Genomic DNA, 25612 nt, shown 5'->3' with positions numbered 1-25612 from the left:
GATTTATAGGCTTGAAATGGCATACTGCGCCCAGCCAATTTTTCGATGAGATACCGGCCAATTGTTCAAGCATGCGCAACTTGAATCCGTGAAAGCCTGGGTGCTCGATCCAGCGCATGGCGCTTTGCCCCTGCACGCGCGCATTCAGCGCGCCATCCGGCAACTCATCCTCGACGGTGCGCTGGAGGTGGGGGCGCCACTGCCTGCGTCGCGCGCACTGGCAAAGTCGCTGGGCCTGTCCCGCGACACGGTGGAGGCGGCATACAGCCAGCTGCATGCCGAGGGGTTTATCGAACGGCGCGTGGGCAGCGGCAGCTTCGTTTCGGAGAGGGCTCAGCGTTTGCGGAGGCGGGGCACGGGGCGGCGCCCTGCAGCACTGCGGGAACCTCTGCGGCTGAGCCAGCGCGGATCGGCCATGTTCCGCGGCGGTGGGGTGCGGGACTTTCTGGCTCCCCGCCCGTTCGCTCCCGGCGTGCCGGAAACGCGCGGCTTCCCGCTGGCCACCTGGGAGCGGCTGGAGCGGCAGGTGCTGAAGGACTGGGGCACCACGGCACTGCTGCACAGCCCACCGCAAGGGATGGAGCCGCTACGGCGTGCGATTGCGAACTACGTCAATCTCGAACGCGGCGCGCATGCCACGGCCGAGCGTGTGCTGGTGCTCACCAGCTCCCAGCAGGCCCTGACCCTGTGCGCTACCGTGCTGCTGGACGCTGGCGACCGCATCTTCGTTGAAGACCCCGTGTACCACGGCGCGCGCAAGGCGTTCGACGCCGCGGGGCTGGAATGTGTGCCCGTGCCGCTGGATGGGGAGGGAATGCGGGTGGAGCCTCTGCGCAAGGCGCGGCAACCGGGCAAGGCGGTGTTTCTCACGCCTTCGCATCAATTTCCGACCGGAGCCACCCTGGCGCTGGACCGGCGGCTGGACATCATCGAATGGGCCCGGCAGCACCAGGCCTGGATCATCGAGGATGACTACGACAGCGAGTTCCATTACGCGGGCAAGCCCACGGCCTGCGTGCAGGGCCTGGACCCGAACCAGCGAACGATCTACATCGGCACATTCACCAAGTCGATGTTTCCGGGCTTGCGCATTGCCTTCATGGTGCTGCCGCCCGAACTCGTGGCTCCGATGACCGCCGCACGCACCCTGCTGGATGGGCACAGCGCGCCGATTCCGCAACTGACCCTGGCGCGCTTCATGGAGGGTGGCCATTTCGGGGCGCACGTGCGGACCATGCGTGCCGTCTATTGTGAGCGGCGCGATGCCCTGGAACTGCTCGTGCGCAGGCACCTGGCGGACTTCGTCGAGCCTGAAGTGCCGGACGGCGGCATGCAAATGTCCTGCCGGTTCATTCGCGACATTCCCGAGCTGGAAGCCATGGGCGCAGCGCAGCGTGCCGGTATCGATCTGCTGGGACTTACGCCATTGCATGCAGCGGGCACGAGCCGGGCCGGATTCCTCATGGGATTTGCCGCGTATGCGCCGAAGGAACTGGAGACCGCTGTGAAGAAGCTCGCGCAGGTGTTGCGCACGCTGGATCGTTGAAGGCGGCCGCCCAGTCCGTGGCTGGGAAGGTTTCGGATCCGTCGAGGTTGCTGCCGAAGCCCCATGGCCATTCTGTGGATGCGCAGCGCGGCCATCCACCCGCAGCGACACCCCCCAGCCGCAAGGCGCCCAGCGTATGGGGGCGATCTGTCGGCTCATTGGCCGCCGGCACGGGCCGGACAAGCCCGGGGTTGTCTTTCCTTCAGGCACATGCCGCGTCCGGGGTGAACGCGGGCGCAGGGCATCACCGCGCGGCATGTGCGGATTTCCAGCCTCTCCGGTTTTTTGGGATGGATTTTCATCCAGGAATGCGGGAAAGGTGCCGCCATGGAAATGGAAATCTCTTTGAAATCAATGACTTCCAAGGACGGCGCCGTGTGGCACATGCGTTGCTAGATGGACATTCGTTGATCGGTTCATCGATTGCAGAAATGGATGCCGTGTGAACCATCTTCTTGCGTGATTTCAAGCCACCATGAACAAGGCGGCTTCGTCCAACACAGGTTCAGGAACCCCCATCTCCATGCTGTCACACCCCAAGCCGCACGCCCCTCCACCCTGCCTCCACCCGTCTTGCCAGGCAGTCATCGGCGATGACGGCGAGCGCCTGGGGTGTGCATGGGCGCCGCGCACTGCTGCCAAATTCCATCGATAGCCGGATTGCCGAGTGCCAGTCCTCCAACAAGACGGCGGATCGTTTGCCGCGGAACGGCCATCCGGGGCTGTCGGCGCAGTTCCGCTGCGGCATCGAGGGTGGTCAACGGCTTTCCCTCCCATCGCCTGCGCATTGATGCTGGGTGCCTCGGTGGCATTCGCGAACCCGGCGGACTCCGCCCCAGCTGCCACGGGCCGCAGTTCCATGGCCTATGACCCGCAGCGGCATGATGCCTTGATCCTGGCGCACCGCGGGGGGCATGTCCCCCCGGCCCAAGCGCTGCAGCAGTTGAAGGACTGGCTCGACGTGCCATTGAGCGACAGCGTGCGCCAGCGTCTGGTCTCCGACGCCGTCGTGATGGCGACCGCCGGCGGCCAGTTCGCCGAAGCCGTGACATTGGGACGCCAGCAAACCCCGGCGGGGTTGAGCGACTACGCGCTGGAGGCGCTCGCCGTGGCCGCGCGGCGCGTGCAGGACACCGCGTTGCAAGGCGACACCATCAGCATCTGGCGCGCGCGGCAGCCGCAGGCGCTCGGACCCCGCATCCACGAAGCTTTCTGGCGCCTCGACAGCGGAGATGTCGTGGGCGCGAAAACAATCAGCGAGGCGCTCATGCGGAAAGCGGCAGAGCACATCGAAGTCCGTGTCGCGCTGCTGGAGTTGCGCGCTGCCGTGGCCCGCGCCGAAGACCAGCCGCTGATCGCGATGGCCGCCTACGCCGAGGCCGGTGCGCTGCGCCCCGAGCGCCTGGACATTCGCCGCGAGGCCGACTTTCTGCTCGCCGACAACGGCGCGGCGCCTACCGCCTTCGACGACGCCGAAGCCGAAGCAGCCGCAGGGAAAAACCCCGGCGCCTTTTCCGCGCTGGCGCTGTCCATGCTGCAGCAGAAGGCACTGGCCCAGCGGCTGCGCTGGGCCCTCCAGGAGCGCGACCAACGCCGGGGCGTGGCGCGCGTGGTCGCACTCGACAAGGTGCTGGCCGGCCAGGAGGCCGCCCTGGTCCGGCTAGAAGCCGCGGCGCAGCAGGCCCACGGCGCGGACGCCGAGGCCTGGCGCGTGCTGCGCAGGAATCTTGAGTCCGATCGGCTGCTCGCGCTGGTGGAGCGTGGCCGTCCCGGGGACGCCGTCGCGCTCTACGAAACCCTGAGCTTGGCGGGCATCGACCTGCCGTTCCACGGACTTGCCGCGGCGGCCCGCGCTTTCGCGCAGGAGCGTCGTTCGGCCGAGGCCGTGCCCCTGTATGAAGCCGCCATCGCGAAGGGTGGGGCGGACGTGCCGATGCCGGGCGAAATCCACTTCGGCCTGGTCTATGCCTACCTGGACACCGGCCGCTTCGAACAGGCTGAAGCGCTGCTCAAGCGGCTCGAGGAGAGCACGCCGGCGCTCACGCGCCTGGCACCCGAACCTGGCCGGCCCAACAGCCAATACACCGAGGTGATTGGCATGCGTGCGCTGATGCAGCTCTACACCGACCGGCTCGCGCTTGCTCAGCAGAGCTTCACGGCGCTGACGCTGGACGCGCCGCTCAACGCGGGCTATGCCCTTGGCGCCAGCCTCACCGAGCGCTTGCGCGAACGCCCCGAGGCCGGGCTCGCGCGCCTTGAGGCGCAGATGGCGGACCATCCCGACGACATCGGCATGCGCGTCGGCCATGTCGAGGCGCTGCTCGGTGCGGGCTGGTTCGGCGAAGCCCGCCAGCGCGCCGCATCGCTGGTGGCCGATGTTCCCGACAGCCTGCAGGTGCGCGACATGGAACGCAAGCGCGATACCCTCACCGGTGCGCGGCTTGAGGTCGACGCCGCGGCGTCGCGTGGTGGCGCCGTGATCGCCAGCGGCGAGTGGCGCATCGACAGCCGGCTGAGTTCGGGACTCATCGCAGACCAGTGGCGCGTGTTCTACGACCAGTCGCTCGCCCAGGGCAGCACCGAGGCCGGCAACGCCAAAAGGGTCCGTGGTGGCCTCGGCCTGCGCTGGCAGCGCGGTCCCTGGGTGGCCGAAGGTGCTCTGCAGCATGCCGCTGCCGGCCCTTACCGCAACAGGATGGCCGGTCGCGTCGACTACCGCGCCAGCGATGCCTGGCGGCTGTGGGCTGCCTACGATGGCGACAGCAAGGAACTGCCCTGGAAGGCGCGGGTAGCTGGCACAGGCGCGCGCGAGATGGCGGGCGGCGTGGGCCATGTGGTGAACGAGGCGCGCCGCTTCAACCTGCAGTGGCAGCGCCTGGATTTCAGCGACGGCAATGTGCGCAGCGGCCTGGGCCTGGGCTGGACCGAGCGCTGGGTCAGCACGCCGCGCGTCCAGGCCGAGACCCGGCTCGAGGCCGGCACGGGCCGTGGCCGCGTGCTGGACACGCCGTACTTCAACCCGCCGCGCGATGCCAGCGTGCGGCTTGCGGCGCGGGCCCAATGGCTCACGTGGAAGAGCGACGACCGGCAGTTCTTCCAGGCCATCGAGGTCGGTGGAGGCAACTATCACCAGCGCGGCTTCGGCAGCGGACCGCTGTGGAGCCTGCGCTATGAACACAGCTGGAGCCTGGGCCAGCGGCTCACGCTGCGCTACGGCCTGGGCATCGCCAGCCATCCCTACGACGGCGTGCGTGAACGACAGCGCAGCGTCTTTCTGAACTTCTCGATGCCCCTGCAGTGATGTCCGCAAAGAACACCTTCCCCTTCCTGCGGGCCGCCATGGCATGGCTGCTGATCGGGCTTGCGCTGTGCGCGCTGTCCCGGCTTGCGCCCGCCCAACCGCTGCCGCCGGCCGACCCCGACGATGGCGTGAGCTTTCGCGTGATCTCGTTCCATGACGTGCGCACCGGCGTGCGCGCCAGTTTCGAGAGCTCGCCCGATGCCACCGCCATTGACGACCGCACGCTCGTGGAGGTGTTCGCCTGGCTGCAGTACAGCGGCTACCACCCGGTGAGCCTGCAGCAGATCATCGACGCGCGTGCGGGCGGCCGGCCCCTGCCCGTCCGGCCCGTGCTGTTGACCTTCGACGACGGCTACCGCAGCGCCTACACCAAGGTGTTTCCGCTGCTCAAGCGCTACGGGTACCCGGCGCTTTTCGCGCTGGTGACGAGCTGGCTCGAGGTGCCCGAAGGCCAGCCGGTGCACTGGGGCGACAAGCCGGCGCCACGCGAGAACTTCCTGCTTTGGCGCGAGGCCGCCGAAATGGCGCGCTCGGGCCTGGCCGAGTTCGCCAGCCACAGCGATGCCATGCACATGGGCATCCAGGCCAACCCGCAGGGGAACATGCTGGCGGCCGCCGCCACGCATCGCTACGATCCCGGGACCGGCCGCTACGAAGAAGATGCCGCCTACCTGCACCGCATCGAGACCGACCTGCGCCGCAGCCGGGAGATCATCGAGGCGCGCACCGGCGCCAGGGTCCGCGCCACCGTCTGGCCTTATGGCGCCTACAACGCGATGGCGCTGCGGGCCTCCGAGCGCGCGGGCATGCCAATCACCTTCACGCTGGACGATGGCCCCAATACGGCCGCCGTGCCGCTCGCACGCATCCGCCGCGCGCTGGCCGTCTACGACAATGCGGCGCCCGAATACGCCCAGCTCCTGCGCAGCCCTGCGGGCGGCGAGACGCGGCCTGTCAACCGCGTGATGCACGTGGACCTTGACTATGTGTACGACCCCGATCCGGGACAGCAGGAGCGCAACCTTTCGGCACTGATCGAGCGTGTGGCCGCCGTGCGGCCGCGCTCGGTGTTCCTGCAGGCCTACGCCGACCCCGATGGCGACGGCGTGGCCGATGCCATGTACTTCCCGAACCGCCATCTGCCCGTGCGCGCCGACCTGTTCGGCCGCGCTGCCTGGCAGCTGCGCAGCCGCGCCGGCGTGAAGGTCTATGCCTGGATGCCGGTGATGGCCTACCGTCTGCCGGCTTCGCATCCACTGTCTGCCCATACGGTGATGGCGCAGGGCGGCAAGGCGCCGGCCGACCGCTATCACCGGCTCACGCCCTTCCATCCGGCGGTGCGCACGCTGATCGGCGACATCTATGAAGACCTGGGCCGCTACACCTTCTTCGATGGCCTGCTGTTCCACGACGACGCAATGCTGGCCGACGACGAGGACGCCTCTCCCGACGCGCTGTCCGCCTACGCCCGCTGGGGCCTGCCGCCCGACGTGGGCGCCATCCAGGCCGATCCGGCGCTGCGGTCCCGCTGGACCACCGCCAAGACCCGCCACCTCATCGAGTTCACCCAGGAGCTCCTGGGCCGGGTGGGCGCCTGGCGGCCAACGCTCGAAACCGCGCGCAACCTGTACGCCCGGCCCGTGCTCGAACCCGAGGCGGAGCAATGGTTCGCGCAAAATTACGAAGCATCGCTCGCGGCCTACGACTATGTTGCGCTGATGGCCATGCCGCGCATGGAGCGCGAGAGCGATGCCCAGGGCTGGCTTGCCCGGCTGGCGCGCCGCGCAGCCGACACCCCCCGTGGTCTGGACGGCACCGTGTTCGAATTGCAGGCCCGCGACTGGCATACCGGAAAGCCCGTGCCCAACGACGAGCTCACGCGCCAGTGGGCGCAGCTGCAGCGCGCAGGCGTGCGGCACCTGGGCTACTACCCGGATGACTTTCTTGGCAACCATCCCTCGCTCGACACGGTGCGCCGCGCGATCTCGGTGCGCAAGCTGCTGCCGCGCGCGCTGCGCTCGCCGGCGGGTGCCGCGGCGACGGTCCCTCCACAGACGGCGCCTGCGGTGCCTGCGCAGGCCGGGGAATCCCGATGACCTCCGGCCCGTGGCTCGTCCAGGCGCTGCCCTCGCTGCTCTTCGGTTTCGTTTTCTACTACCCGTTCTTCATGGCATGGGTGTGGATGGCCGGCGGCCTTTCGCACGCGTGGGCGTTCGAACGCAAGGACGACGTAGAGACCGACCCTTTGCTGGCATTGCCCTCGCGGCCGTTCGTCACGGTGGTGGTCCCTTGTTTCAATGAGGCGCCTCACCTGCGAGAAGTGATCGAGCAGCTGATGCGCACGCGCTACCCGAACTATGAAGTGATCGCCGTCAATGATGGCAGCACCGATGGAACTGGCGATCTGCTCGACGCGATGACGCTGGAGTTCAGCCGCCTGCGCGTGATCCACAACGCCAGCAACCAGGGCAAGGCCGTCGGCCTCAACACCGCGAGCCAGCTCGCGCGCGGCGAGTACATTCTCGGCATCGACGGGGACGCGCTGGTGGACCCCAACGCCATCGCCTGGATGCTGCGGCGCATGCTGGTCTCGGACCGCATTGGCGCCGTCACGGGCAACCCGCGCATCCGTACGCGCACCACGCTGCTCGGGCGCATGCAGGTGGGTGAGTTCTCCTCGATCATCGGTCTCATCAAGCGCTCGCAGCAGCTTGTCGGCACGCTGTTCACGGTGTCCGGCGTGCTCGCCATGTTCCGCCGCCGCGCGGTACTCGAGGTGGGCTTCTGGAGCCCGGATGTGCTCACCGAAGACATCGACATCAGCTGGAAGTTGCAGCTCCTTGGCTGGCGGCTGCGGTTCGAGCCGCGCGCGCTGTGCTGGATTCTGATGCCGGAAACGCTGCGCGGCCTCTGGAAACAACGCCTGCGCTGGGCGGTGGGCGGTATCCAGACCATGCTGCGCATCACGCCCTCCATCCTGCGTCTGCGCAGCTGGCGCCTGTGGCTCATCTATGGCGAATACATGGCGAGCGTGGTGTGGGCCTACGCGATGGCGATCGTGCTGCTGATCAGCGCGATGCGTCCGCTGCTGCCGCAGGAATCGGTGTGGCACTCCACGCTTCTTCCGCACTGGCAAGGCACGCTGCTGGCCATGACCTGCATCCTGCAGATGCTGCTGAGCCTGTGGATCGACCGGCGCTACGACCGCGATCTCATGCGCTATTTCGCCGGAACGATTTGGTATCCGATCGCATTCTGGACCATCACGATGACCACCACCGTGGTCGCGCTTCCCAACGCTCTGATGCGCCGCCGCGGCAAGCGCGCGGTGTGGACGAGCCCCGACCGAGGAGTCTCCGATGTCTCATGAGCCCGACGACCACGCCCTGCCGCCCGCGCCGCACGCCGACGTGCGCCCACCGAGCCGGCGGCATTCCTGGGGGCAGCCAGTGGGCGAGGAGCCGATCATCGATGCCGCCCGGGTCTCGCTGCAGGCGTTCGGCGCGGGGCGGTCGCCGCGGCGCACGCTCGCCATGTACCTCTGGCTGCGCGTGCTGCGCCCTGCGCTCACCCTCGCGATCTGGTTCTGTGCGGTCTGGTACGCTTGGCCCTATGTGCTCAATGCCCGCTCGCAGCCCGAAGTGCTACATCTGCTTGGCCTGTACGCGGCAGTGATCGCCGCGATCCTTGTATCGATGCTGGTGGTGGCACCGTGGCGCCGCCGCCAGCATGAACGCGAGGCGCCATCCACCCATGAGCCATCGTCGCTGTCCGCATTGGCCTCCTACATTGACGTGCCGCCCGCCCGCCTGTCGTCCTGGCAGCGCACGCGGCAGCTGCTGGTTCACCACGACCATGAAGGGCAGCTCAGGGATGCCACCGACACCACCCCCGGGGCGCTGGAGCCCGAGCCCCCTGCATCGCGCCGGGGACGGCGCTGATGGAAGAATGGGCCTGCGCCGTGCAGGCAGGTTGACCCCACGGATCGCCCATGACGACACCCCGCAATGCCTCTTCGCTGCGGGTCTTGCCTGCGGCGGATCCGCTGCGCGATGCATCCTCGGGCGATCTCTCGATACCCGCCCGGGCGGGCACGACGCTCCGCTGGCGGTGGCGCCACGTTGTCGTGCTGGCGGCATGCGCGCTGTGCGGCGCGGTCGCCTATGTGGCCACCTTCACTTTCTATCGGGAAGAGCAGGCCCGGGGCGCCGCGAAACGCCTCGAGTTTGTCGTGCTCAGCCTGCAGGCGCTCGTCCATCGCAACGAAGCCCTGCCAGGCATCATCGGACTCAAGTCAACGCTTGGCTCGCTGCTGGACACGAACACGCTGGCGGCCCAGGCCGCCGCCAACGCGTATCTTGAAACAGTGGCGAAGGCCTCCGGCATTTCTGCCGTCTACCTGCTGGATGCCGGCGGGACGACGCTGGCTTCGAGCAACTGGAACCAGGTGCTGACCTTCGTTGGCGAGAACTACGCCTATCGGCCTTACTTCAAGGATGCGATGGCGGGCCGCACCGGGCGCTTCTACGGCATCGGATCCACCACCGGCGAAGCCGGCTACTTCCTGGCGGCCGGCGTGGTGGCGCCGGGCGGCGCCCGCGGTGTGATCGCGGTCAAGCTCTCGCTCGAAAAGTTCGAGGAAGCCATGCGGCAGAGCACCGACGTGGTGATCCTCACGGACCGCGAGGGCGTGGTCATTCTCAGCTCCGTTCCCGAGTGGCGGTACCGCACCGTCGCCGCGCTCGCACCGGCCGCGCGCGACCGCATCCGGCAATCGCGGCAGTATGGGGACCTGCCGCTGCTCGCGCTGCCCGGGCCGGGGCTGGATTTCACCCGGTCCCACGCAACGCTCGTGCGCGAAGGGGGCATCACGCACTACACCATGGCCACCCATGCGAGCGAAGATCTGGGTTGGCGTGCCGCACTTCTGGTGGACCAGGCACCCTCGCGCCGCGCCGCCGTCCTGGCCGCACTGGCCGCCGCCTCCGTCGTCGCCTTCCTGGGGGCGCTCACCATCGGCTTTCAGGAAGGCCGGTATCGCCGTGAGGAGATGCGCAAAGCCAAGCGCGCGCTGGTGGAAGCGAATGCCCGGCTTGAGCAGCGCATCATCGAGCGCACGGCGGATATCAGCCACGCCAATGCCTCGCTGGAACGCAAGATCGAAGAACTGCGCCGTACCGAGGCGATTCTTCATGAGACGCGGGACGGTGCGGTGCATGCGGGCAAGCTCGCCGTGCTCGGGCAGATGTCTGCAGGCATGGGCCACGAGCTCAGCCAGCCGCTCACCGCGCTGCGGACCCTGTCGGACAACGCGATCACGCTGCTTGACGGCGCGCGCCTGGAAGAGGTGCGCGAGAACCTTCACCTCATCAGCGAACTCACCGCCCGCATGGGGCGCATCATGGCGCTGCTCAAGGCCTTTGCCCGCGCCGACAGCACCAGCCTCGAACCCGTGGCCATGGACATGGCGATCCATCATGCGCTCATGCTCGTAGAGTCTCGGCGGTGCGAGGTGCGGGCGGATATCCTGGTCAGCTCAACGCTGGCGACCCGCCCGGTGCGGGCCGACGCCACCCGGCTCGAACAGGTGCTCGTGAACTTGATGCGCAACGCGCTCGACGCGGTCGAGTCCCGGGCGGAGCGCCTGGTGAGGGTGGCGGTCCGGCAAAAAGGGCGCCATGCCGTCATCTCCGTCAGCGACACGGGCGGCGGCATCGCGCCAGAGGCCATGCAACGGCTGTTCGAACCGTTCTACACCACCAAGCCCGCGGGCGCGGGGCTGGGTCTTGGGCTCGCCCTTTCGCAAAGCATCGTCGAGAGCTTCGGCGGGCGCATCGAAGCGCGCAACCTGGACCGGCAGGGCGCGCTCTTCACCATCACGCTGGAGGTCTATTGATGCCCGTGCCACCCATCCCTGCCGACGAAAGGCCGCGAGTTCTCCTCGTGGATGACGAGCCCGCCGTGCGGCGCGGCCTCGAGCAAGCCATGGTGCTTGCCGGCATCACTGTGAAGGCGGTCGGCAGCGCGGAGGCCGCGCTGGATGTTTTCGAGGACGTGCAGCCGTGGGCCGTCGTGAGCGACGTCAAGTTGCCCGGCATGGATGGCCTGGAGCTGCTCAACAAATTGCGCCAGTATGATCGTGAAGTCGCGATGGTTCTCATCACCGGGCACGGGCACGTCGCCATGGCGGTGCAGGCAATGCGCGAAGGCGCCTACGATTTCATAGAGAAGCCGTTTTCCTCGGAAACGCTGGTCGGCGTCGTGCGCCGGGCCGTCGAGCGGCGCGTGCTGCTGGAAGAGAACCGGCGCCTGCGTGAGCGCTTGCCTTGCGAAGAGGGGCGTCCGCTCATTGGCCAGACACCCGCCGTGCAGCGTGTCCGCCAGCTGGTTCGCGCACTGGCGGCGACCAACGTGGATGTCCTGATCGCCGGAGAGACGGGCGCGGGCAAGGAGGTCGTGGCACGGGCGATTCATGCCGCCAGCGGCCGCAGCGGTCCCTTTGTTGCGCTCAACTGCAGCGCCCTGCCAGAGAGCGTCATCGAGAGTGAAATCTTCGGCCACGAGGTGGGTGCCTTCACCGGCGCCGCCAAGCGGCGCGTGGGGCGCATCGAGTTCGCCAACAAAGGCACATTGTTCCTCGATGAAATCGAGTCGATGCCGCTCTCCGTTCAACTGAAGCTGCTGCGGGTGCTGCAGGAGCGCGAGATCGAACGGCTGGGCAGCAATGTCTCCATACCCGTCGATTGCCGCGTGCTCGCCGCCGTCAAGGGGGACCTCAAGGCCATGACGGCGGCAGGCCGATTTCGCGAGGACTTGTTCTACCGGCTCAATGTGGTGACGATCGACGTCCCGCCATTGCGCGATCGCATGCTGGACATCCCGCTGCTCATGGCCCACTTCCTGCGCGAGTTCGCCCAACACCACGGCATGGCGCAACCGGAATGGAGCGATGACGACCTGCGCCGCTGGAAGGCCCACCGGTGGCCCGGCAATATCCGCGAGCTGCGCAACGTTGCCGAGAGGCTTTGCCTGGGCCTGCCCGACGGGCTTTCGCAAGCCGATCCGCCGCCGGTTTCTACGTCGCTCACCGCGCGCGTGGACGAAACAGAGGCCGCGCTGATACGTGAAGCGCTTCGCCAGGCACGGGGCCGCGTGGCCCAGGCCGCCGAGCAGCTCCATCTCCCCCGAAAGACGCTGTACGACAAGTTGCGCCGGCATGGCCTGGTGGCAAGAGACTTCCTGCGCGGCTAGGGTCCCGCTGCGCACGGAAGTCCCCATCGCATAGTCTTCTTCGCTCGATGGCGGCACTTCATGCCCTCTGGATCGCCACCGCTGTCGCTGCGGTGGATGCCTTGTGCTGGCGCCATCGGCCCTGAACCGGTGCCAACGATCCCGTGGCGGCTGGCTCGCGCGGAGGGCGGGGTGTCAGCCCTGCTTGTGCAGCGGCAGCCACAGCGTGAACGTGGAACCTTGCGCCTGGGCGCCGTCACTGGTGCTCCAGGTGCAATGCGCGCCCAGCACCAGCGCGCGGCTGTGCACGTTGGGCAGGCCCCGGCGGGCGGGCGCCAGCGCCTCGGACGCCGGGGGGGTGAATGGACGGCCGTTGTCCCGTATGCACACCTGCACGCCGCGCGTGCCATCGCCGCCGCCCTCTGGCGGGGGCCAGACGGCCTCGGCCGTGCTCAGCACGATCTCCGTCGCGCCACTGTGCTTGAGGATGTTGGTGAGGATCTCCTGCAGGATGCGCAGCACGTGCAGCGCGTTTTGCGCGTCCAGCCAGGGCAGCGGCGGCAGGTCGTCCACCTGCCAGTGCATGACCAGTCCCGCGCCCTCCAGCCGCAACCCGAGCCGATAGCGCAGGCCGGCCAGCAGTGCCAGCAGATCCGCATTCACGGGCTCCAGTGAGTCGATGGAGATCTTCAGGTCGTCGATGCACTCCCGCAGCACCTGCGCCACGTCCACGGGTGCCGCCGGCGCAGTCTCTACCAGCCGCAGCGCGCTCATCAGCGAGGAACCCACGCCGTCGTGCATCTCCCGCATCAGGCGCTGGCGCTCGTGCAGCAGCGTCTGCTCGCGCTCGGCGGCGCGCAGCAGCTCGTGTGTTTCGCGCAACTGCAATTCCTGCGCGGCCAGGCGCTCGGCCTGCACGGCATTGGCTTGCTCGGCGACTTCCAGCGCGCGGTGGTAGCGCGTGAAACCGACCAGCAGGAACATGGTGAACACGCCCATGTACACGTAGGGTGTGAGGTAGATGTGCTCGATGCTGATGCGGTAGCGCTGCATCGCCAGGTCGTGGACGGCCAGGGGGAACGAGAGCGCCACGGCCCCGGCCAGCAGCACGCTGGACCAGGAGCGTTCGCGCCAAGCGCCCAGCGCCGCCACGCACAGCACCACCAGGGCCGGAGGAAACAGCGCCAGGCGCAACAGCGGCAGCATCGCCTCGTGCCGCAGGTCCCACAGTGGCAGGGCCGCCAGCGCCACCAAGCCGCAATAGGCGACCACGGCGCGCGCCAGCCGCGGATAGCCCCGGCCCTGCATCCGGCACAACAGGAAGAAGGAGCAGGCCGACGACCCCAGCGAGCCCACGAGCGTGAGCCAGGAGAACCATTCGTCGGGCACGCCGAAGCCCTCGGCATCGACCAGGTAGAACAGCGTGGCCAGCAAGTGCCCCACCGACAGCAGGAAGAACAGCAGGTAGCCCGCCTCGCCCCGGCCGCGCCGCACCAGCCACACCGCCAGCGCGAACACGCCCAGCACCAGGTAGGCACCGCGCAGGTAGGCCACCAGGTCGGTCTGCAGCAGGCTGCGCAGCCGCCACCCCGGCCAGAGCGCCTCGGCCGGCCCGGCCCACACGCTGGACAGCGCGCCGCCCACGCCGGGCAGATTGGCCATGCGCACATGCACCTCCAGGGGAACGCCGGGCGCAGCATGGCCCGCCAGGTCCACCCACACCGGGCGGTTGAAGCTGTTCCAGACCCGGCTGCCGTGCGACTGCCAGACGAGGTGCCCATCGGCATACACCGCCACCGTGCCCACTGTCTGCCAGCGCGGGATGTACAGGCGCGTGCCCTGGGGCGTGGCGGCGAGCGCCTCGCCCGGCACCCGCAGGCGGTACCACCACACCTCGGGTGGCGCATCGGCCTGCGCGGCTGTCGAGACCGTGCTGCGTGCGCGGGCATGTGGCAGGTCCACCGTGCTCCACGGTATGGTGCTCGAAAGCACTGCATCGGGTGATTCGTGCAGCGAGGGCGGCGGCGCCCAGCCCCCGCTGGCGGGGTTCCACGCCTGCGCCTGCACCAGGTGCGCGGGCAGCACGCCTGCCAGCGCCGCGCCCCCGGCGGCGGCACCGGCCAGCAAGAGCCGCAGCGCCAGGCGCGCGAGATCAAGCCACATCGATCCACCCTTTGCGCGCCGCGGCGCTCACCGCTTCGGCCTGGGTCGTCACCTGCAGCTTGGCGTACACGCGCCGCACGAAGGTACGCACCGTGTGGCGCGACACGCCCATCGCCCGCGCCACCTCGTCCAGTGTGTAGCCGCGTGCCACCATGCGCAGCAACTCGGCCTCGCGCGCCGAAGGTGCCACCTCCGTGATCTCCGCCGCCGCCAACCCCGGCTCCAGGCCCGCTGAGGGCTTGGCTGTCACGGGAGACTGCGCGCGGCGCAGCAGCAGCTTGCGCGCCACCATCGGATTGATGGGGCTGCCCCCCGCATGCAGGCTGCGCACTTCGTCCACGACGGCGCTGGGTGGCAGGTCCTTGAGCAGGTAGCCCATCGCACCGGCCTCGATGGCGCCCAGAACATGCGCCTCATCGCCAAAGATCGTGCTCACCATGGCCGCCGCCCCGGGCCAGCGCGCGCGCAGCACGGCCAGCACGTCGAGCCCGCTGCCATCGGGCAGCCCCAGGTCCAGCAGCAGCACGTCCAGCGGCGCATCGTCCGCCTGCAGCGCCGCCAGCGCTTCGGCGCGGCTGGCCGCCACCCACTGCAGATGCATGTCGGCCGCGCCTTGCAAGGCATGCGCCAGCGCGTTGCGGCAGACGAAGTCGTCCTCCACCACCGCCACGCGGATGGCAGGGGGCGCAGGCGCCGCATCCGGCGCCCAGGGAGTTGTGCGAGGAAGGGAAACCATGCGCCGATGCTGCCACAGGCCCAGGTCAAAAGCGCCGGGCCTGGCGGGGCTGCTGTGCCCGGCAGGCCGGCTGCGCCAGCCGGTACGGTGGCAAGCGGCGGATCATGGTCGGTTCTTCGGGCTGCATGCGGGGTCGGTGGGTTTCTGCATGGGTTCCAGGTCGTCAATGCGCGCCCATTCGGCGGGTGCTCCGTCCATGCTGCCATCCCCCGGGGCCCTTGTCATGTCGCCCAAACGGGGGACATACAAAACCGTGCCCATCCGGTAACTTCCGGTCCCGCAAGCAGGGGCCTGCACCTGAATCCACAAGAACACGGTGGCCGACACCGTTCCATTCAGGGCAAGCCCGAGCGGCTTTTCTCGAACGCACCACGGAGTGAGGAATACATGATTCGGATGGTAGAGGCCGCGATGCGGCCGGGCGCAACGGCGCGCCACAGCTCCCGGCCAAGGCGCAGCGCGGGCGCATCCCTGGAAAGGTTCCGGGCGGTCCGGGGGCTCGCGCTTGCGGCGGCGGTGGTCTTGCTGCAGGCCTGCGGCGGAGCGACCTTGTCGTCGTGGATCGAGGCGCCGCTTGTCGCCGACGGCTACACCCGCAACGCGGACTATTTCCCCTTCGAGCCCACGCTGCTCGTGAACCCCGACGCGAATGCGCAGCTGAAGTTCTCGTACGCCACGTTGCCGAGCGGAACGTTGACCAAGCTGGTCGTGGACAAGGCGAGCACGACGGCCTCCGTGGGGCAGGAAGCCTACACGCTGAATGCCGACAAGGTCGCGCGCGCGCGCCTGGTGCTCTATGTGGAGAAAGTGGCCGCGCCTGGCTACATCGCGATATTCAGCGCCCATCAGGACGGTGCCGATTGCTTCGAGCGCGAGGACACGGCACCCCACTGCGGCCAGTCCGTGGCCAGCGCCGATGCGGCCGCCACCGATGCGGACAGTCCCGCGCAGCCCCTGCGCATCACCACGCCGGGTTTCTACAGCTTCGATGTCACCAAGCTGGTCAAATACCGGTTGGCCAACAACGTCGAGTCGATGATGCGTGTGGGCGCGGCCCCCGATCCCAACGACAACACCTTTGGCAGTTTCGAGTTCGCGAGCAAGGAGCTGCCAGCGGGGCAGGCCCATGTACTGCACCAGCCCCAGCTGCTGATCACGCTCAGCGATGCGGTGGGCGCCACCAGGAACGCCTATGCCGCGACCAGCGTGCGCCAGTCGTCCATCGACCCCTCCGTGGCTTCACGGAATTTTGCCCAGGACGAAAATCTGTGGCTGAGCGGCGTCCCGGGCAACCGGGCATATGCGCTGATACAGCCGCAATCATTGCCCACGGGCGCCTTCACCTTGCGCACCGCCCTGAACGAGATGGGTTCCGTGGGGGTCAAGCAAACCATGGTGGCGTTCGTGAATGCGCCGGTGCCGGAACAGGCCACGGCACAGCCGCAGGCGAATTTCTACACCAGGCCGGGATTCACCTCGCAGAACCAGCAGGTCACCTCCTGGAACGGGGGCTGGACCGAACCATCCGCAGCAGCCTTGTTCGCCACCGCACCGCTCGACCGGGATGCGCAGAACCAGTCCCTGTTCGTCGATGCCAGTGAGGGCTATGTCTCCGCGCTCGCGGGTGCCTACAACGCGGATCGCCGCGAGAACTTCGCCATCGCCGGCTCGACGAACCTGCAGGCTCCGCTGACGCTGGACAGCGACAACAACACCCGGACCGGGCACATGCCGCGTTTCGTCGCCGCGATCACGCCCGTGTCGGACAGGATGCGCAATTTCATGAAGTTCGACAGGGACGACAGCGAACACACCCGCAACTACTGCCTTGCGCTGGGCGATGGGATGTGCAACCCGTCGCTGTCGCTGCGCGCGCGCCTGGGGCAGCTCTTCACGAGAAACCCCATCGTCATCGACCCAAGGGCATCGACCCCCGAAGGTTCCTACCTGCCCTATGCGACCCCGATCAACGTCGCGGTGCCGTCCAGCGGCGCCAGCGCGATCATCCAGAGTGATCCCGATCCGGCGGAGCAGGGCTTCATGGGCGATGGCGGCACCGGCTACTACATCTACGACGCCCGGGCCAACCGCGTCGCGGGCCAGTACCAGGGAATCATCAGCATGCCGGGGCACAACCTGCGCGCCGTCATCCACTTCGAGAACCTGCCGCTGCCCGCGCCGTCGCTCGGTGGCCCGGGCACCATCGACATGGTGCCCGGCGCCGCGTCGGTGACGGTCGCGGCCAATGCGCCGATCCCGTTCCGGCTGACCGTGGTCGACCCGATCAATGCGAACATCGACGATACGACACGCTGGGCGATCACGAGCAGCAACCCGGGCGACACGATGCCGGGCGAGATCCAGCAAAGCGAAGGCAGCGCGGCGTTCGCGGCGACGTTTGCCGGGCCCGGCTCGCGCACGCTCACGGCGACGAGCAAGGGCGACGGCACGATCAAGACGACGATGAACGTCCTCGTCAACCAGGTGGTCCTGCCCGGCCAGGCGATCACGTTCACCTCCACGCCACCGGCGTACCCCGTCGTGGGCGGGGCCTATGCGGTGTCAGCCCTCGGCGGCGGCTCGGGCAACCCGGTCGTGTTCACCATCGATGCCGCCTCGACGGCCGGGGCCTGCTCGGTCGCGGGCAGCGTGGTGACATTTGCCGGCGCGGGCACCTGCACCGTCAATGCCAACCAGGCAGGCGACGCGAACTACGCCGCTGCCGCCCAGGTGCAGCAGACCATCGCCATCCCTGTCACCTACAGCGGCACCACCGTGCCCACCACGGGTGCGGGCGGCCCGGCCAGCGCCAGCTTCACGGGTGGAGGCGCCGGCTGCCGGTTCGACCCCGCCGCCACCGGCTTCATGGCCGCCAGCGCCGCCCCGCCGGGGCAGAGCGCACCGCAGGGCGCGTTCCGCGTCCGGCTGGTGGACTGCACCCCGGGCGCCACGGTGCGCGTGACCACCCTGTGGCCGCAGCCGGTCGCCGGCTTCACCAAGTACGGCAAGGCCAGCAGCGGCGCCGCCAGCGCCAGCTTCTTTGCGCCGAGGAATCTCACCATCGACGGCAACGCCGTGAGTTTCGACCTGACCGACGGCCAGCTGGGAGACGACGATTGGGCCCAGAACGGCGTGATCGTGGACCCGGTGATGCCACTGGCCGCCGCGGGCCTGGCCACCGCCATTCCCACGCTGAGCGAATGGGGCGTGGTGCTGACGGGGGCCACGCTGGCCGCCATGGCCTTGCTGGGGTTGCGCCGCCGCCGGGGCTGATGGGCGTGCAGGGGCCCTCACGGCGCACGGCCTCTGCCCGGCGCGTGAACGCGGTCATCCCCCGGGCGGGGGAGCCGGTGCCCTGAAGCTGGCGGCCCACGCCGGGAACTCGTCCGCCGGCATGGGCCTGGCAATGAAGTAGCCCTGCGCTATGTCGCACCCCAGATGCAAGAGCTGCTCCCAGTGCTCGCGGGTCTCTATGCCCTCGGCCACTGTCTTGCGGTCCAGGTCATGGACCAGGTCGATGGTGGAGCGCACGATCTTGGCGGAGCTCTTGTCGTGTGTCATGGCGGCGACGAAAGACTGGTCGATCTTGATGCAGTCCACGGGGAGCTTCTGCAGGTATGCCAGGGACGAGTAGCCGGTGCCAAAGTCGTCGATGTACAGCGGAATGCCTTCCTCCCGCAGGGCGTGGAGCACGCCCATGGCGTATTGCGCATCCTCCATGACGGTGCTCTCGGTGATCTCCACCTCCAGCAGCCCGCGTGCCACGCCGCGCTCGCGCTGCCAGTGGCGGAACTTGGCGAACAGCTGCTCATCGCGCAGGTTGCGCGCCGAGAGGTTGACGGCGATGGGCAGGGCGCAGTCCTGGCGCTGCCAGGCCTGGAGTATGTCGAGCACGGACACCAGCATCCATTCCGTCAGCGGCTTGATGAGCCCCGTGTGCTCCGCCAGTTCGATGAAGACCCCGGGCGCCAGCAGGCCGCGCTGGGGGTGGAGCCAGCGCACCAGTGCCTCGGCGCCGCAGACGCGGCCGCTGGCGAAATCGACCTTGGGCTGCAGGTAGACCCGCAGCTGGCCGGCGTCGATCGCGTGGCGCAGCTCGCCCGCCATGTTCAGGCGCTCGGCCTGGTCCTGTTCCTGCTGAGGAATGAAAACGACGTGGTCCACGCCCATTCTCTTGGCCTGGTGAACCGCCTTGTCCATGCGGCGCAGCAGGTCGTGCACGGTTCGCCCGTGCTCCGGGAACAGCGCGATGCCGGCCTTGGCCACCACATCCAGCGCGATGCCGGCCACCGAAATCGGCTGTGACAAGTTCTGCTCCAGCATGTTCACCGTGTGGCGGGCGGCGTGCAGGTCGCTGTCCGGCAAGAGGGCCGCGAACTCATCGCCGCGCAGGCGGGCCACCAGGGCCGATGGCGGGGCGCTGCGCTGCAGCCGCCGTGCGAACTCGCGCAGGATGTCGTCGCCGTGCGCAAAGCCCAGCGCTTCGTTGATTTCGCTCAGGCGCTCGATATTGAATTGCAGCACCGCCAGCGAGCGCGGCTGTTCGCCGCCTTCGTGGATGGCGGCGGCCAGCGCCTCTTCGAACTGGAGGGCATTGGGCAGGCCCGTCAACGGGTCATGCCGGGTGAAGTGGTGCATGGCGGCCTGCACGCGCTCCTGTTCGACGCGCGAGCGCAAGGTCGCGATGCCATAGGCAAGGTCATCGCTGGACTCCGTGAGCAGCGCGATTTCGTCCTCGCCAAAGGTGTCGGGTTCCGGGTCGTAGATGGACAAGGCGCCAATGACCTGGCCTGCCACCCGCAGCGGGCACGAGATGCCGGATCTCGGCCCGTGGGGCCTGCCGTGCCAGGGCGCATGGCCGGGGTCGGTGTTCATGTTGCGCACCAGGCAGACCTCCTCGGTCCGGATGGCGCTGGAGGTGACCCCCTGGCCCAGGGCCGTGCCGCTCAGGTCCAGCCCCAGCTGCCGCAGCGCGTCCATGCCGCCGGGGTAGCCGCATTCGGCCATGGGTTCAAGGGGCAGCTCCGGGCGGCTGCCGCAGTACCAGACCACGGCCATGCCATAGCCGCCGGCCGTGACGATGGCCTGGCACATGCTGTCCAGCAGATCCTGTTCCTCGCTGGCCCGCAGCATGGTGCGGTTGCCGGCGCTCAGGGTGCGCAGGGCGCGGGTCGCGTGCTCCAGCTGCCGTATGCGCTGCTCCAGTTCGGTGTTGAGCGTCTGTATGCGGTTCTCGAAGTGCTTGCGGTCCGTGATGTCGGTGCCCAGCACGTAGTAGCCGCCCACCTTGTCGTGCGCCTCGAACCTGGGCAGGTAGCGGATGGCCTGCCAGACCCCGGGGAAGGGCTGCCAGTCATAGGCCTGCGGGGTGCCCGCCAGCACGCCGTCGATCATCGGGGCGGCCTGGCCGTAGCGTTCGTCGCCGAGTATTTCCTGCACCGTGCACCCCGTGATGTCCGCGCGTTCCGGGGCGAAGCTCTGGCGGTACTGGTCGTTCACGTACACATAGCGCCGCTCGGCGCTCACGAACGCGATCAGCGCGGGAACCGCGCCAATGACGCTGCGCAGGTGGTCTTCGCTTTCTTTGAGCTGCGTCGTCCGCTCCCGGACGTGCGACTCCAGCAGGATGTTCTGCGCGCGAATGGTCTGCTCGGCCTGGCGCTCCGCCGTGACGTCACGGAAGACGAGGACCACGCCATGCAGCTGGCCGTTGGCATCCCGGATGGGGGCCGCGCTGTCCGCGATGGGGCATTCCGTGCCGTCGCGCGCGAGCAGCGACGTGTGGTTGGCGAGGGCTTGAATCTCGCCGGTGGCAAGCGCGGCGGCCACGGGCACCAGGGCGGGCTCGCGGGTCTGTTCGTTGACGATGCGAAACACCACTTCCACCGGCAACCCCCGGGCCAGCGCGATGGGCCAGCCCGTCAACTGCTCGGCCACGGGGTTCATGCGCAGGATGCGGCCTTCGGTGTCGGTGGCCAGCACGGCATCTCCGATGGAGTGCAGCGTGGTCGACAGGCTCTCTTCGCTGTCCGCCAGCGCGCGCTGGCTGGTTTCGGTTTCGCGCAGCTGCCGGCGGATCAGCACGTAGGTCGCGCCCAGCAGGGCCACCAGCATCGCGGCGGCGATGGAGCCCGCCACCACCAGTTTCTGCCGTGCCTGGGCATGCGCGTTGGCGCGCAGCGTGAGCAGGTGGCGCTCCGCCGTGTCCATGTCGCCGAGCAGCTCGTAGGTGCGTGCGCGCGTGGCCCGCAGCGGCGCCGTGGCCACGAAGGCATTGGCGGCCTCCTGGCCCTGGGTCTTGCGCAGCATCTCGACCTGCCGGGAGATCACCATCCGCTGGTTCACGATTTCCCGCAGCTGGCCCCAGCGCTGGTGCTGGTCGGGGTTGCTGGCGGTCAGCAACTGGATCCTCTCCAGCGTGCGCTCTCTCTGCGCGATGGTGTCGTCGCGTTCGGCGATGTGGGCGGGGTCTCCGCTGAGCCGGAAGTTCTGCGTGGCCAGCTCGATCTGCAGGGTGTAGCCACGGGTGCGGGCCAGGTTGTTGAGCACCTCATGGGTATGCGCGAGCATCAGCGCGGTCTGGGACGCATCGTTCGCCACCCGCCAGGTGGCCGCCACCAGCGCCGCCACCACCAGCACGGCGGCGCCGAATGCAATGGCGACCTTGCTTTCGAAACTGGACCAGCGTGCCACCGTATTGACCTTTCCGTGAGGAGACCCGGCCGGAGGGACCCGGATCGAACAGTACGCCGGCACCGGAAGGACGGGGTTCGCCATGCCTGCTGCATCGTGCAGCACATCAGGAATCCGTTGGCTGGCTGCTATCGGCCAGTTCGAATATACCGACTGGAGGCCTTGCGGGGAACCAATAGATGGCATGGTGGAGCTTTGTGGGCCCCCTCAGGGCGCGCCGCCCGCCGGTCCCGTGGGGCGCGGCGAGTCCCTAGAATCGCGGGAGCCCACCGACCCCCCAAGAAACACGACCATGGAACGAGCAACCCGCCAGCGTGCGGCAATCCACGCCGCGATAGCCACCGCAGGGCGTCCCTTGTCGCCGCAGGAGGTCCTGGAGGCAGCACGCGCCGACATCCCCTCGCTGGGGGTGGCAACCGTCTACCGGAATCTTCGCGCGCTGATGGAGGACGGCACGATCGAGCCGGTGACCCTGCCCGGCAGCAGCGCCCGCTACGAGATGGCGGGGCAGGACCACCATCACCATTTCCTGTGCCGGGTCTGCCACCGCGTGTTCGATATCCATGCATGCCCCGGCGGCTTCGCGCACCTGGCCCCGCCGGGCTTCACCGTGGACGGCCACGACATCACCTTGTACGGCCAGTGCAGCGATTGCCAGCCCCCGCCGCCGGCGAAGAAGGCGCCGGCCCCGGCGCGCCGGGGCCTCACCCGGGGCTGACGGCCTGCCTTTCCCGTGCCCGCCGGTGGCCGCGGCGGGCGGTCGCCGGTTTCCATGCGCACCTGCCGGGGGCGGCATGCCGCTTCGGGCCAAGGGCGCGCGGAGCGTGAGACAATGCCGCCGCTGCGCAGCGGCTCCACGGGAGCCCCACTGCCGCTGCCGATCCGAGGGCGCCATGCCGTGGCAGGCACCAGGCCCGGCGGCAACGCCAAGCAACGGCGTGTGAATGCGCGGCCGATGTGCCGGTACCCGCCTGCACAGCCGAAGGCCCTTGATTTGATGAAGGAATCAAGGGCCTTTTCTTTTCAATGGGCGCCCTGGGCGCCGGACGGTTTCCCCCGGCATGCCTCGCGGCATGCCATTCACCCTGTTCCACGCGGCCACCGCCGCCACTCGCCGGCCCGGGCACGACAGTTCGGCCGTGCAGAGTGACTTCGCCACCGATTCTCTGACCTCCCATGACACCCTTCCTGAAGGACACCACCCTCGGCATCGACTTTGGCACTTCCAACTCCGCGATGGCCGTGCGCCAGGGCACCGGGCCCGCGCGGATGATCGCGCTCGAAGGAGGCGCCCCCACACTGCCCACCGCGCTGTTCTTCAATGCGGAAGACCACCGCACCCACTTTGGCCGGGATGCCGTGGGGCAGTACCTGGCGGGCACGGAGGGGCGCCTGATGCGCTCGCTCAAGAGCCTGCTGGGCAGCGCGCTGCTGCAGGACAAGACGGCGGTGCACAACAAGCTGGTGAGCTACCAGGACATCATCAGCCTCTTCTTGCGCATGCTGGTGCAAAAGGCGCGCGATGACCTGGGCGGCATGCCGGCCCGGGTGGTGATGGGGCGCCCGGTGCATTTCGTGGACGGGGACGCCGGCCGCGACCAGCAGGCGGAAGATGCGCTGCGCCAGGCCGCGGTGGACGCGGGGTTCGCCGAGGTGTCGTTCCAGCTGGAGCCCATCGCCGCCGCGCTGGACCACGAGCAGCGCATCACGCACGAGTCGCTGGTGCTGGTGGTGGACATCGGCGGGGGCACGTCGGACTTCACGGTGGTGAGGCTGGGGCCGCAGCGCATGGCGCGCGCCGAGCGCGGCAGCGATGTGCTGGCCACCACCGGCGTGCACGTGGGCGGCACCGACTTCGACCGGCGGCTGAGCCTGGACCTGCTGATGCCCCTGCTCGGATTTCGGCACACCGGCCCCGCGGGGCGAGAGGTGCCCAGCCGGGTGTTCTTCGACCTGTCCACCTGGCACCTGATCCAGTGGCTGTACTCGCCGCGCGCGCTGCGCGACGCGCAGAACCTGCGCACCGACTATTCAGATGCCCGGCTGCACGCGCGGCTCATGCGGGTGCTGCACGAGCGCTTGGGGCACCGCATGGCCAACACCGTGGAGCAGGCCAAGATCGCCGCGTCCCTGGGCGATGCCGATGCGCCCATGCCGCTGGACTGGATCGAGGCCGGGCTGGCTGAATCCGTCACCCCCGAGGGGCTGGCGCGGTTCCTGTCGCAGCCCCTCGAACAGGTGGTGGCCTGCGCGCAGGAATGTGTGCAGCTGGCGGGCCTGGGGCAGCAGGGGGTCGATGCGATCTATCTCACGGGCGGCTCGTCGGCCCTGCGGCCGCTGCGCCAGGCCCTCAAGGCGGCATTTCCCGGCACCCCCCAGGTGGAAGGCGACCTGTTCGGCGGCGTGGCGGCCGGGCTGGCGGTGTCGGGGTGAGAGTCCGGCGGGAGGTGCCGCGCACCCTGGCCGGTGCCGGTACTCGCCGTGGCGGGTCGGTTTGCTATTGAAAATGTAGCTTTTGGCGCTTTCCTGCCAAGGGTCTAAGGCCAATTTGGCATGAAATCCGGGCCGGAATCAGTCCGCGGTGCCGCTGTCTGCACCACCGTCGTCCGCACCGCTGCGCTTCCATGCCAGGGCCGTGTCGTACAGCACATTGCGCGATGCGCCGGTGATCTCGGCGGCCAGGCGCACGGCGGTTTTCAGCGGCAGCTCCTGCACCAGCAGGCGCAGCACCCGCAGGCTGGAGCCATCGTCGCTGGCCACCGCCACCGGGTGCAGCAGCACCACGAACTCGCCGCGCGAACGCTGGGGGGCGCCGTCCAGCCACGCCGCCAGCTCATGGGCGGGCCGCGTGGTCACTTCCTCGAACTGCTTGGTCAATTCCCGCGCCAGCGTCACCGGGCGATCGCCCAGCACTGCCAGGGCCTGGGCCAGTTCGCCGATGCGGTGCGGGGCTTCGAGCAGCACCACGCAGCGGGGCTCATGGGCCAGCTGCTGCGCAATCACCGTGGCGCGTTCAGCGTTCTTGACGGGCAGGAAGCCCGCAAACACGAAGCCGCCGTGTTCGGTGCTGTGGGCCACGGCGCCAGCCACGCTCAGCGCGGTGGTGATGCTGCTGGCGCCGGGCAGGGGCACGGCGCGCAGGCCGGCCGCCTGCACGGCGGCCACCAGCCGGGCGCCGGGGTCGCTCACGCCGGGCGTGCCCGCGTCGCTCACGTACGCCACGCGCTGGCCCTGCTGCAGCCGCTGCACCACGTTCTGCGCGGCTTCGGCCTCGTTGTGCTGGTGCACGGCCAGCAGCTGCGAGGCCCCCTTGTCGATGCCATAGGCGCGCAGCAGGGATTGCGTATGGCGCGTGTCCTCGCAGGCCACGGTGTCGGCCATCTGCAGCACATGCAGCGCGCGCAGGGTGATATCGGCCAGGTTGCCGATGGGCGTGGCCACCACGTACAGGGCGCCCTCGGGATAATGCTGCGCAGCCGCCGCTTCACGCGCGGCGCCCTGGGCTGAAGCGAAAGATGCGCTCAATGAAATTCCTTGGAAAGAGAAAACCGGCGGAAGCCCCTGGCCCGGCCGCCAAACCCGCCACCACGCGCGAGCGCGGCAATGCGGCGGAAGACCAGGCCCTGGCCCACCTGCAGGCGGCGGGCCTGCACCTGGTGCAGCGCAATTATCGGACGCCCGGGCGCGGCGGCGGCGAGATCGACCTGGTGATGCGTGCACGGGACGGCACGCTCGTGTTCGTCGAGGTGCGCAGCCGCGCGGGCCGCGCGTTTGGCGGCGCAGGGGCCAGCATCGGCGCCACCAAGCAGCAGCGCATCATTTTCGCGGCCCGGCACTACCTGCTGCGCCTGCCTTCCCCGCCGCCGTGCCGCTTCGACGTGGTGCTGGTCGAGGAGTCCGTGCAGTGGCTGCAGGCCGCCTTCGATGCGCAGTAGGCGCGCGC

Annotated in this window: 16 protein-coding genes; 11 read left to right on the top strand and 5 right to left on the bottom strand. The window is 68.8% G+C overall.

Annotated elements, in window-relative coordinates:
• The first annotated feature begins 61 nt into the window (after nucleotides 1–61).
• Entirely contained in the window at nucleotides 62–1546 is a 1485-nt protein-coding gene (gene pdxR / locus AC07OC_RS22415) for a MocR-like pyridoxine biosynthesis transcription factor PdxR (protein WP_494602274.1), read from the top strand.
• Between the two features lie 155 nt (nucleotides 1547–1701).
• Here pdxR and AC07OC_RS22410 read toward each other — a convergent pair whose 3' ends face one another.
• Nucleotides 1702–1911 (bottom strand): hypothetical protein, encoded by a 210-nt coding sequence (locus AC07OC_RS22410; protein WP_369641194.1) that lies wholly within the window; start codon nucleotides 1909–1911, stop codon nucleotides 1702–1704.
• 494 nt (nucleotides 1912–2405) lie between these two features.
• On the opposite strand from AC07OC_RS22410, the gene pgaA reads away from it, so the two are divergent.
• The 6 genes from pgaA to AC07OC_RS22380 are packed head-to-tail and all read left to right on the top strand — an operon-like array spanning nucleotide 2406 to nucleotide 12098.
• A complete protein-coding gene (pgaA, locus tag AC07OC_RS22405) occupies nucleotides 2406–4847 on the top strand; it encodes a poly-beta-1,6 N-acetyl-D-glucosamine export porin PgaA (protein WP_218341348.1) in 2442 nt (813 codons plus the stop codon).
• Nucleotides 4847–6943: a poly-beta-1,6-N-acetyl-D-glucosamine N-deacetylase PgaB gene (gene pgaB / locus AC07OC_RS22400; RefSeq protein ID WP_218341349.1), complete on the top strand. Its 2097-nt coding sequence runs from the start codon at nucleotides 4847–4849 to the stop codon at nucleotides 6941–6943. Before pgaA ends, pgaB begins: the two co-directional genes overlap by 1 nt.
• Entirely contained in the window at nucleotides 6940–8217 is a 1278-nt protein-coding gene (gene pgaC / locus AC07OC_RS22395) for a poly-beta-1,6-N-acetyl-D-glucosamine synthase (protein WP_218341350.1), read from the top strand. The genes pgaB and pgaC overlap by 4 nt, the downstream gene beginning before the upstream one ends.
• Nucleotides 8207–8788 carry a poly-beta-1,6-N-acetyl-D-glucosamine biosynthesis protein PgaD gene (gene pgaD / locus AC07OC_RS22390; protein WP_218341351.1) on the top strand — a complete coding sequence of 194 codons (582 nt, stop codon included), beginning with the start codon at nucleotides 8207–8209 and terminating at the stop codon, nucleotides 8786–8788. The genes pgaC and pgaD overlap by 11 nt, the downstream gene beginning before the upstream one ends.
• Nucleotides 8789–8838: 50 nt before the next feature.
• Entirely contained in the window at nucleotides 8839–10743 is a 1905-nt protein-coding gene (locus AC07OC_RS22385; RefSeq protein ID WP_218341352.1) for a sensor histidine kinase, read from the top strand.
• The gene (locus AC07OC_RS22380; protein ID WP_218341353.1) at nucleotides 10743–12098 is read left to right on the top strand and encodes a sigma-54-dependent transcriptional regulator; all 1356 of its coding nucleotides are present in this window, start codon (nucleotides 10743–10745) and stop codon (nucleotides 12096–12098) included. Before AC07OC_RS22385 ends, AC07OC_RS22380 begins: the two co-directional genes overlap by 1 nt.
• A gap of 174 nt (nucleotides 12099–12272) precedes the next feature.
• On the opposite strand, the gene AC07OC_RS22375 is transcribed toward AC07OC_RS22380, so the two are convergent.
• Entirely contained in the window at nucleotides 12273–14240 is a 1968-nt protein-coding gene (locus tag AC07OC_RS22375) for a sensor histidine kinase (RefSeq protein WP_218341354.1), read from the bottom strand.
• A complete protein-coding gene (locus tag AC07OC_RS22370) occupies nucleotides 14230–14976 on the bottom strand; it encodes a helix-turn-helix transcriptional regulator (protein ID WP_218297342.1) in 747 nt (248 codons plus the stop codon). The genes AC07OC_RS22375 and AC07OC_RS22370 overlap by 11 nt, the downstream gene beginning before the upstream one ends.
• A gap of 387 nt (nucleotides 14977–15363) precedes the next feature.
• Between AC07OC_RS22370 and AC07OC_RS22365 the strand changes: the two genes are divergently transcribed.
• Complete coding sequence (locus AC07OC_RS22365) at nucleotides 15364–18249, top strand: IPTL-CTERM sorting domain-containing protein (RefSeq protein WP_494602270.1); 2886 nt, start codon at nucleotides 15364–15366, stop codon at nucleotides 18247–18249.
• A 54-nt stretch (nucleotides 18250–18303) separates the two neighbouring features.
• Here the strand turns inward: AC07OC_RS22365 and AC07OC_RS22360 are convergent, their stop codons facing one another.
• Nucleotides 18304–21669, bottom strand: a complete 3366-nt coding sequence (locus AC07OC_RS22360) for an EAL domain-containing protein (protein ID WP_218341356.1) — start codon at nucleotides 21667–21669, stop codon at nucleotides 18304–18306.
• A 292-nt stretch (nucleotides 21670–21961) separates the two neighbouring features.
• Here AC07OC_RS22360 and AC07OC_RS22355 point away from each other — a divergent pair, with 292 nt between their 5' ends.
• Both AC07OC_RS22355 and AC07OC_RS22350 read left to right on the top strand, forming a co-directional pair.
• Entirely contained in the window at nucleotides 21962–22387 is a 426-nt protein-coding gene (locus AC07OC_RS22355) for a Fur family transcriptional regulator (RefSeq protein ID WP_218297339.1), read from the top strand.
• Nucleotides 22388–22845: 458 nt separating this feature from the next.
• Nucleotides 22846–24102 carry an Hsp70 family protein gene (locus AC07OC_RS22350; protein ID WP_218341357.1) on the top strand — a complete coding sequence of 419 codons (1257 nt, stop codon included), beginning with the start codon at nucleotides 22846–22848 and terminating at the stop codon, nucleotides 24100–24102.
• A 138-nt stretch (nucleotides 24103–24240) separates the two neighbouring features.
• On the opposite strand, the gene rsmI is transcribed toward AC07OC_RS22350, so the two are convergent.
• On the bottom strand, nucleotides 24241–25194 hold the full coding sequence (rsmI, locus tag AC07OC_RS22345; protein WP_218297337.1) for a 16S rRNA (cytidine(1402)-2'-O)-methyltransferase: 954 nt from the start codon (nucleotides 25192–25194) through the stop codon (nucleotides 24241–24243).
• On the opposite strand from rsmI, the gene AC07OC_RS22340 reads away from it, so the two are divergent.
• Nucleotides 25194–25604 (top strand): YraN family protein, encoded by a 411-nt coding sequence (locus tag AC07OC_RS22340; protein ID WP_492805894.1) that lies wholly within the window; start codon nucleotides 25194–25196, stop codon nucleotides 25602–25604. The two genes, rsmI and AC07OC_RS22340, sit on opposite strands and share 1 nt — an antisense overlap.
• The last annotated feature ends 8 nt before the right edge of the window (nucleotides 25605–25612 follow it).

The sequence above is a fragment of the Acidovorax sp. GW821-FHT10E04 genome (assembly GCF_059415185.1).
Note: the sequence above shows the minus strand (reverse complement) of the source record. Positions and strands in the feature narration are given on the sequence as shown.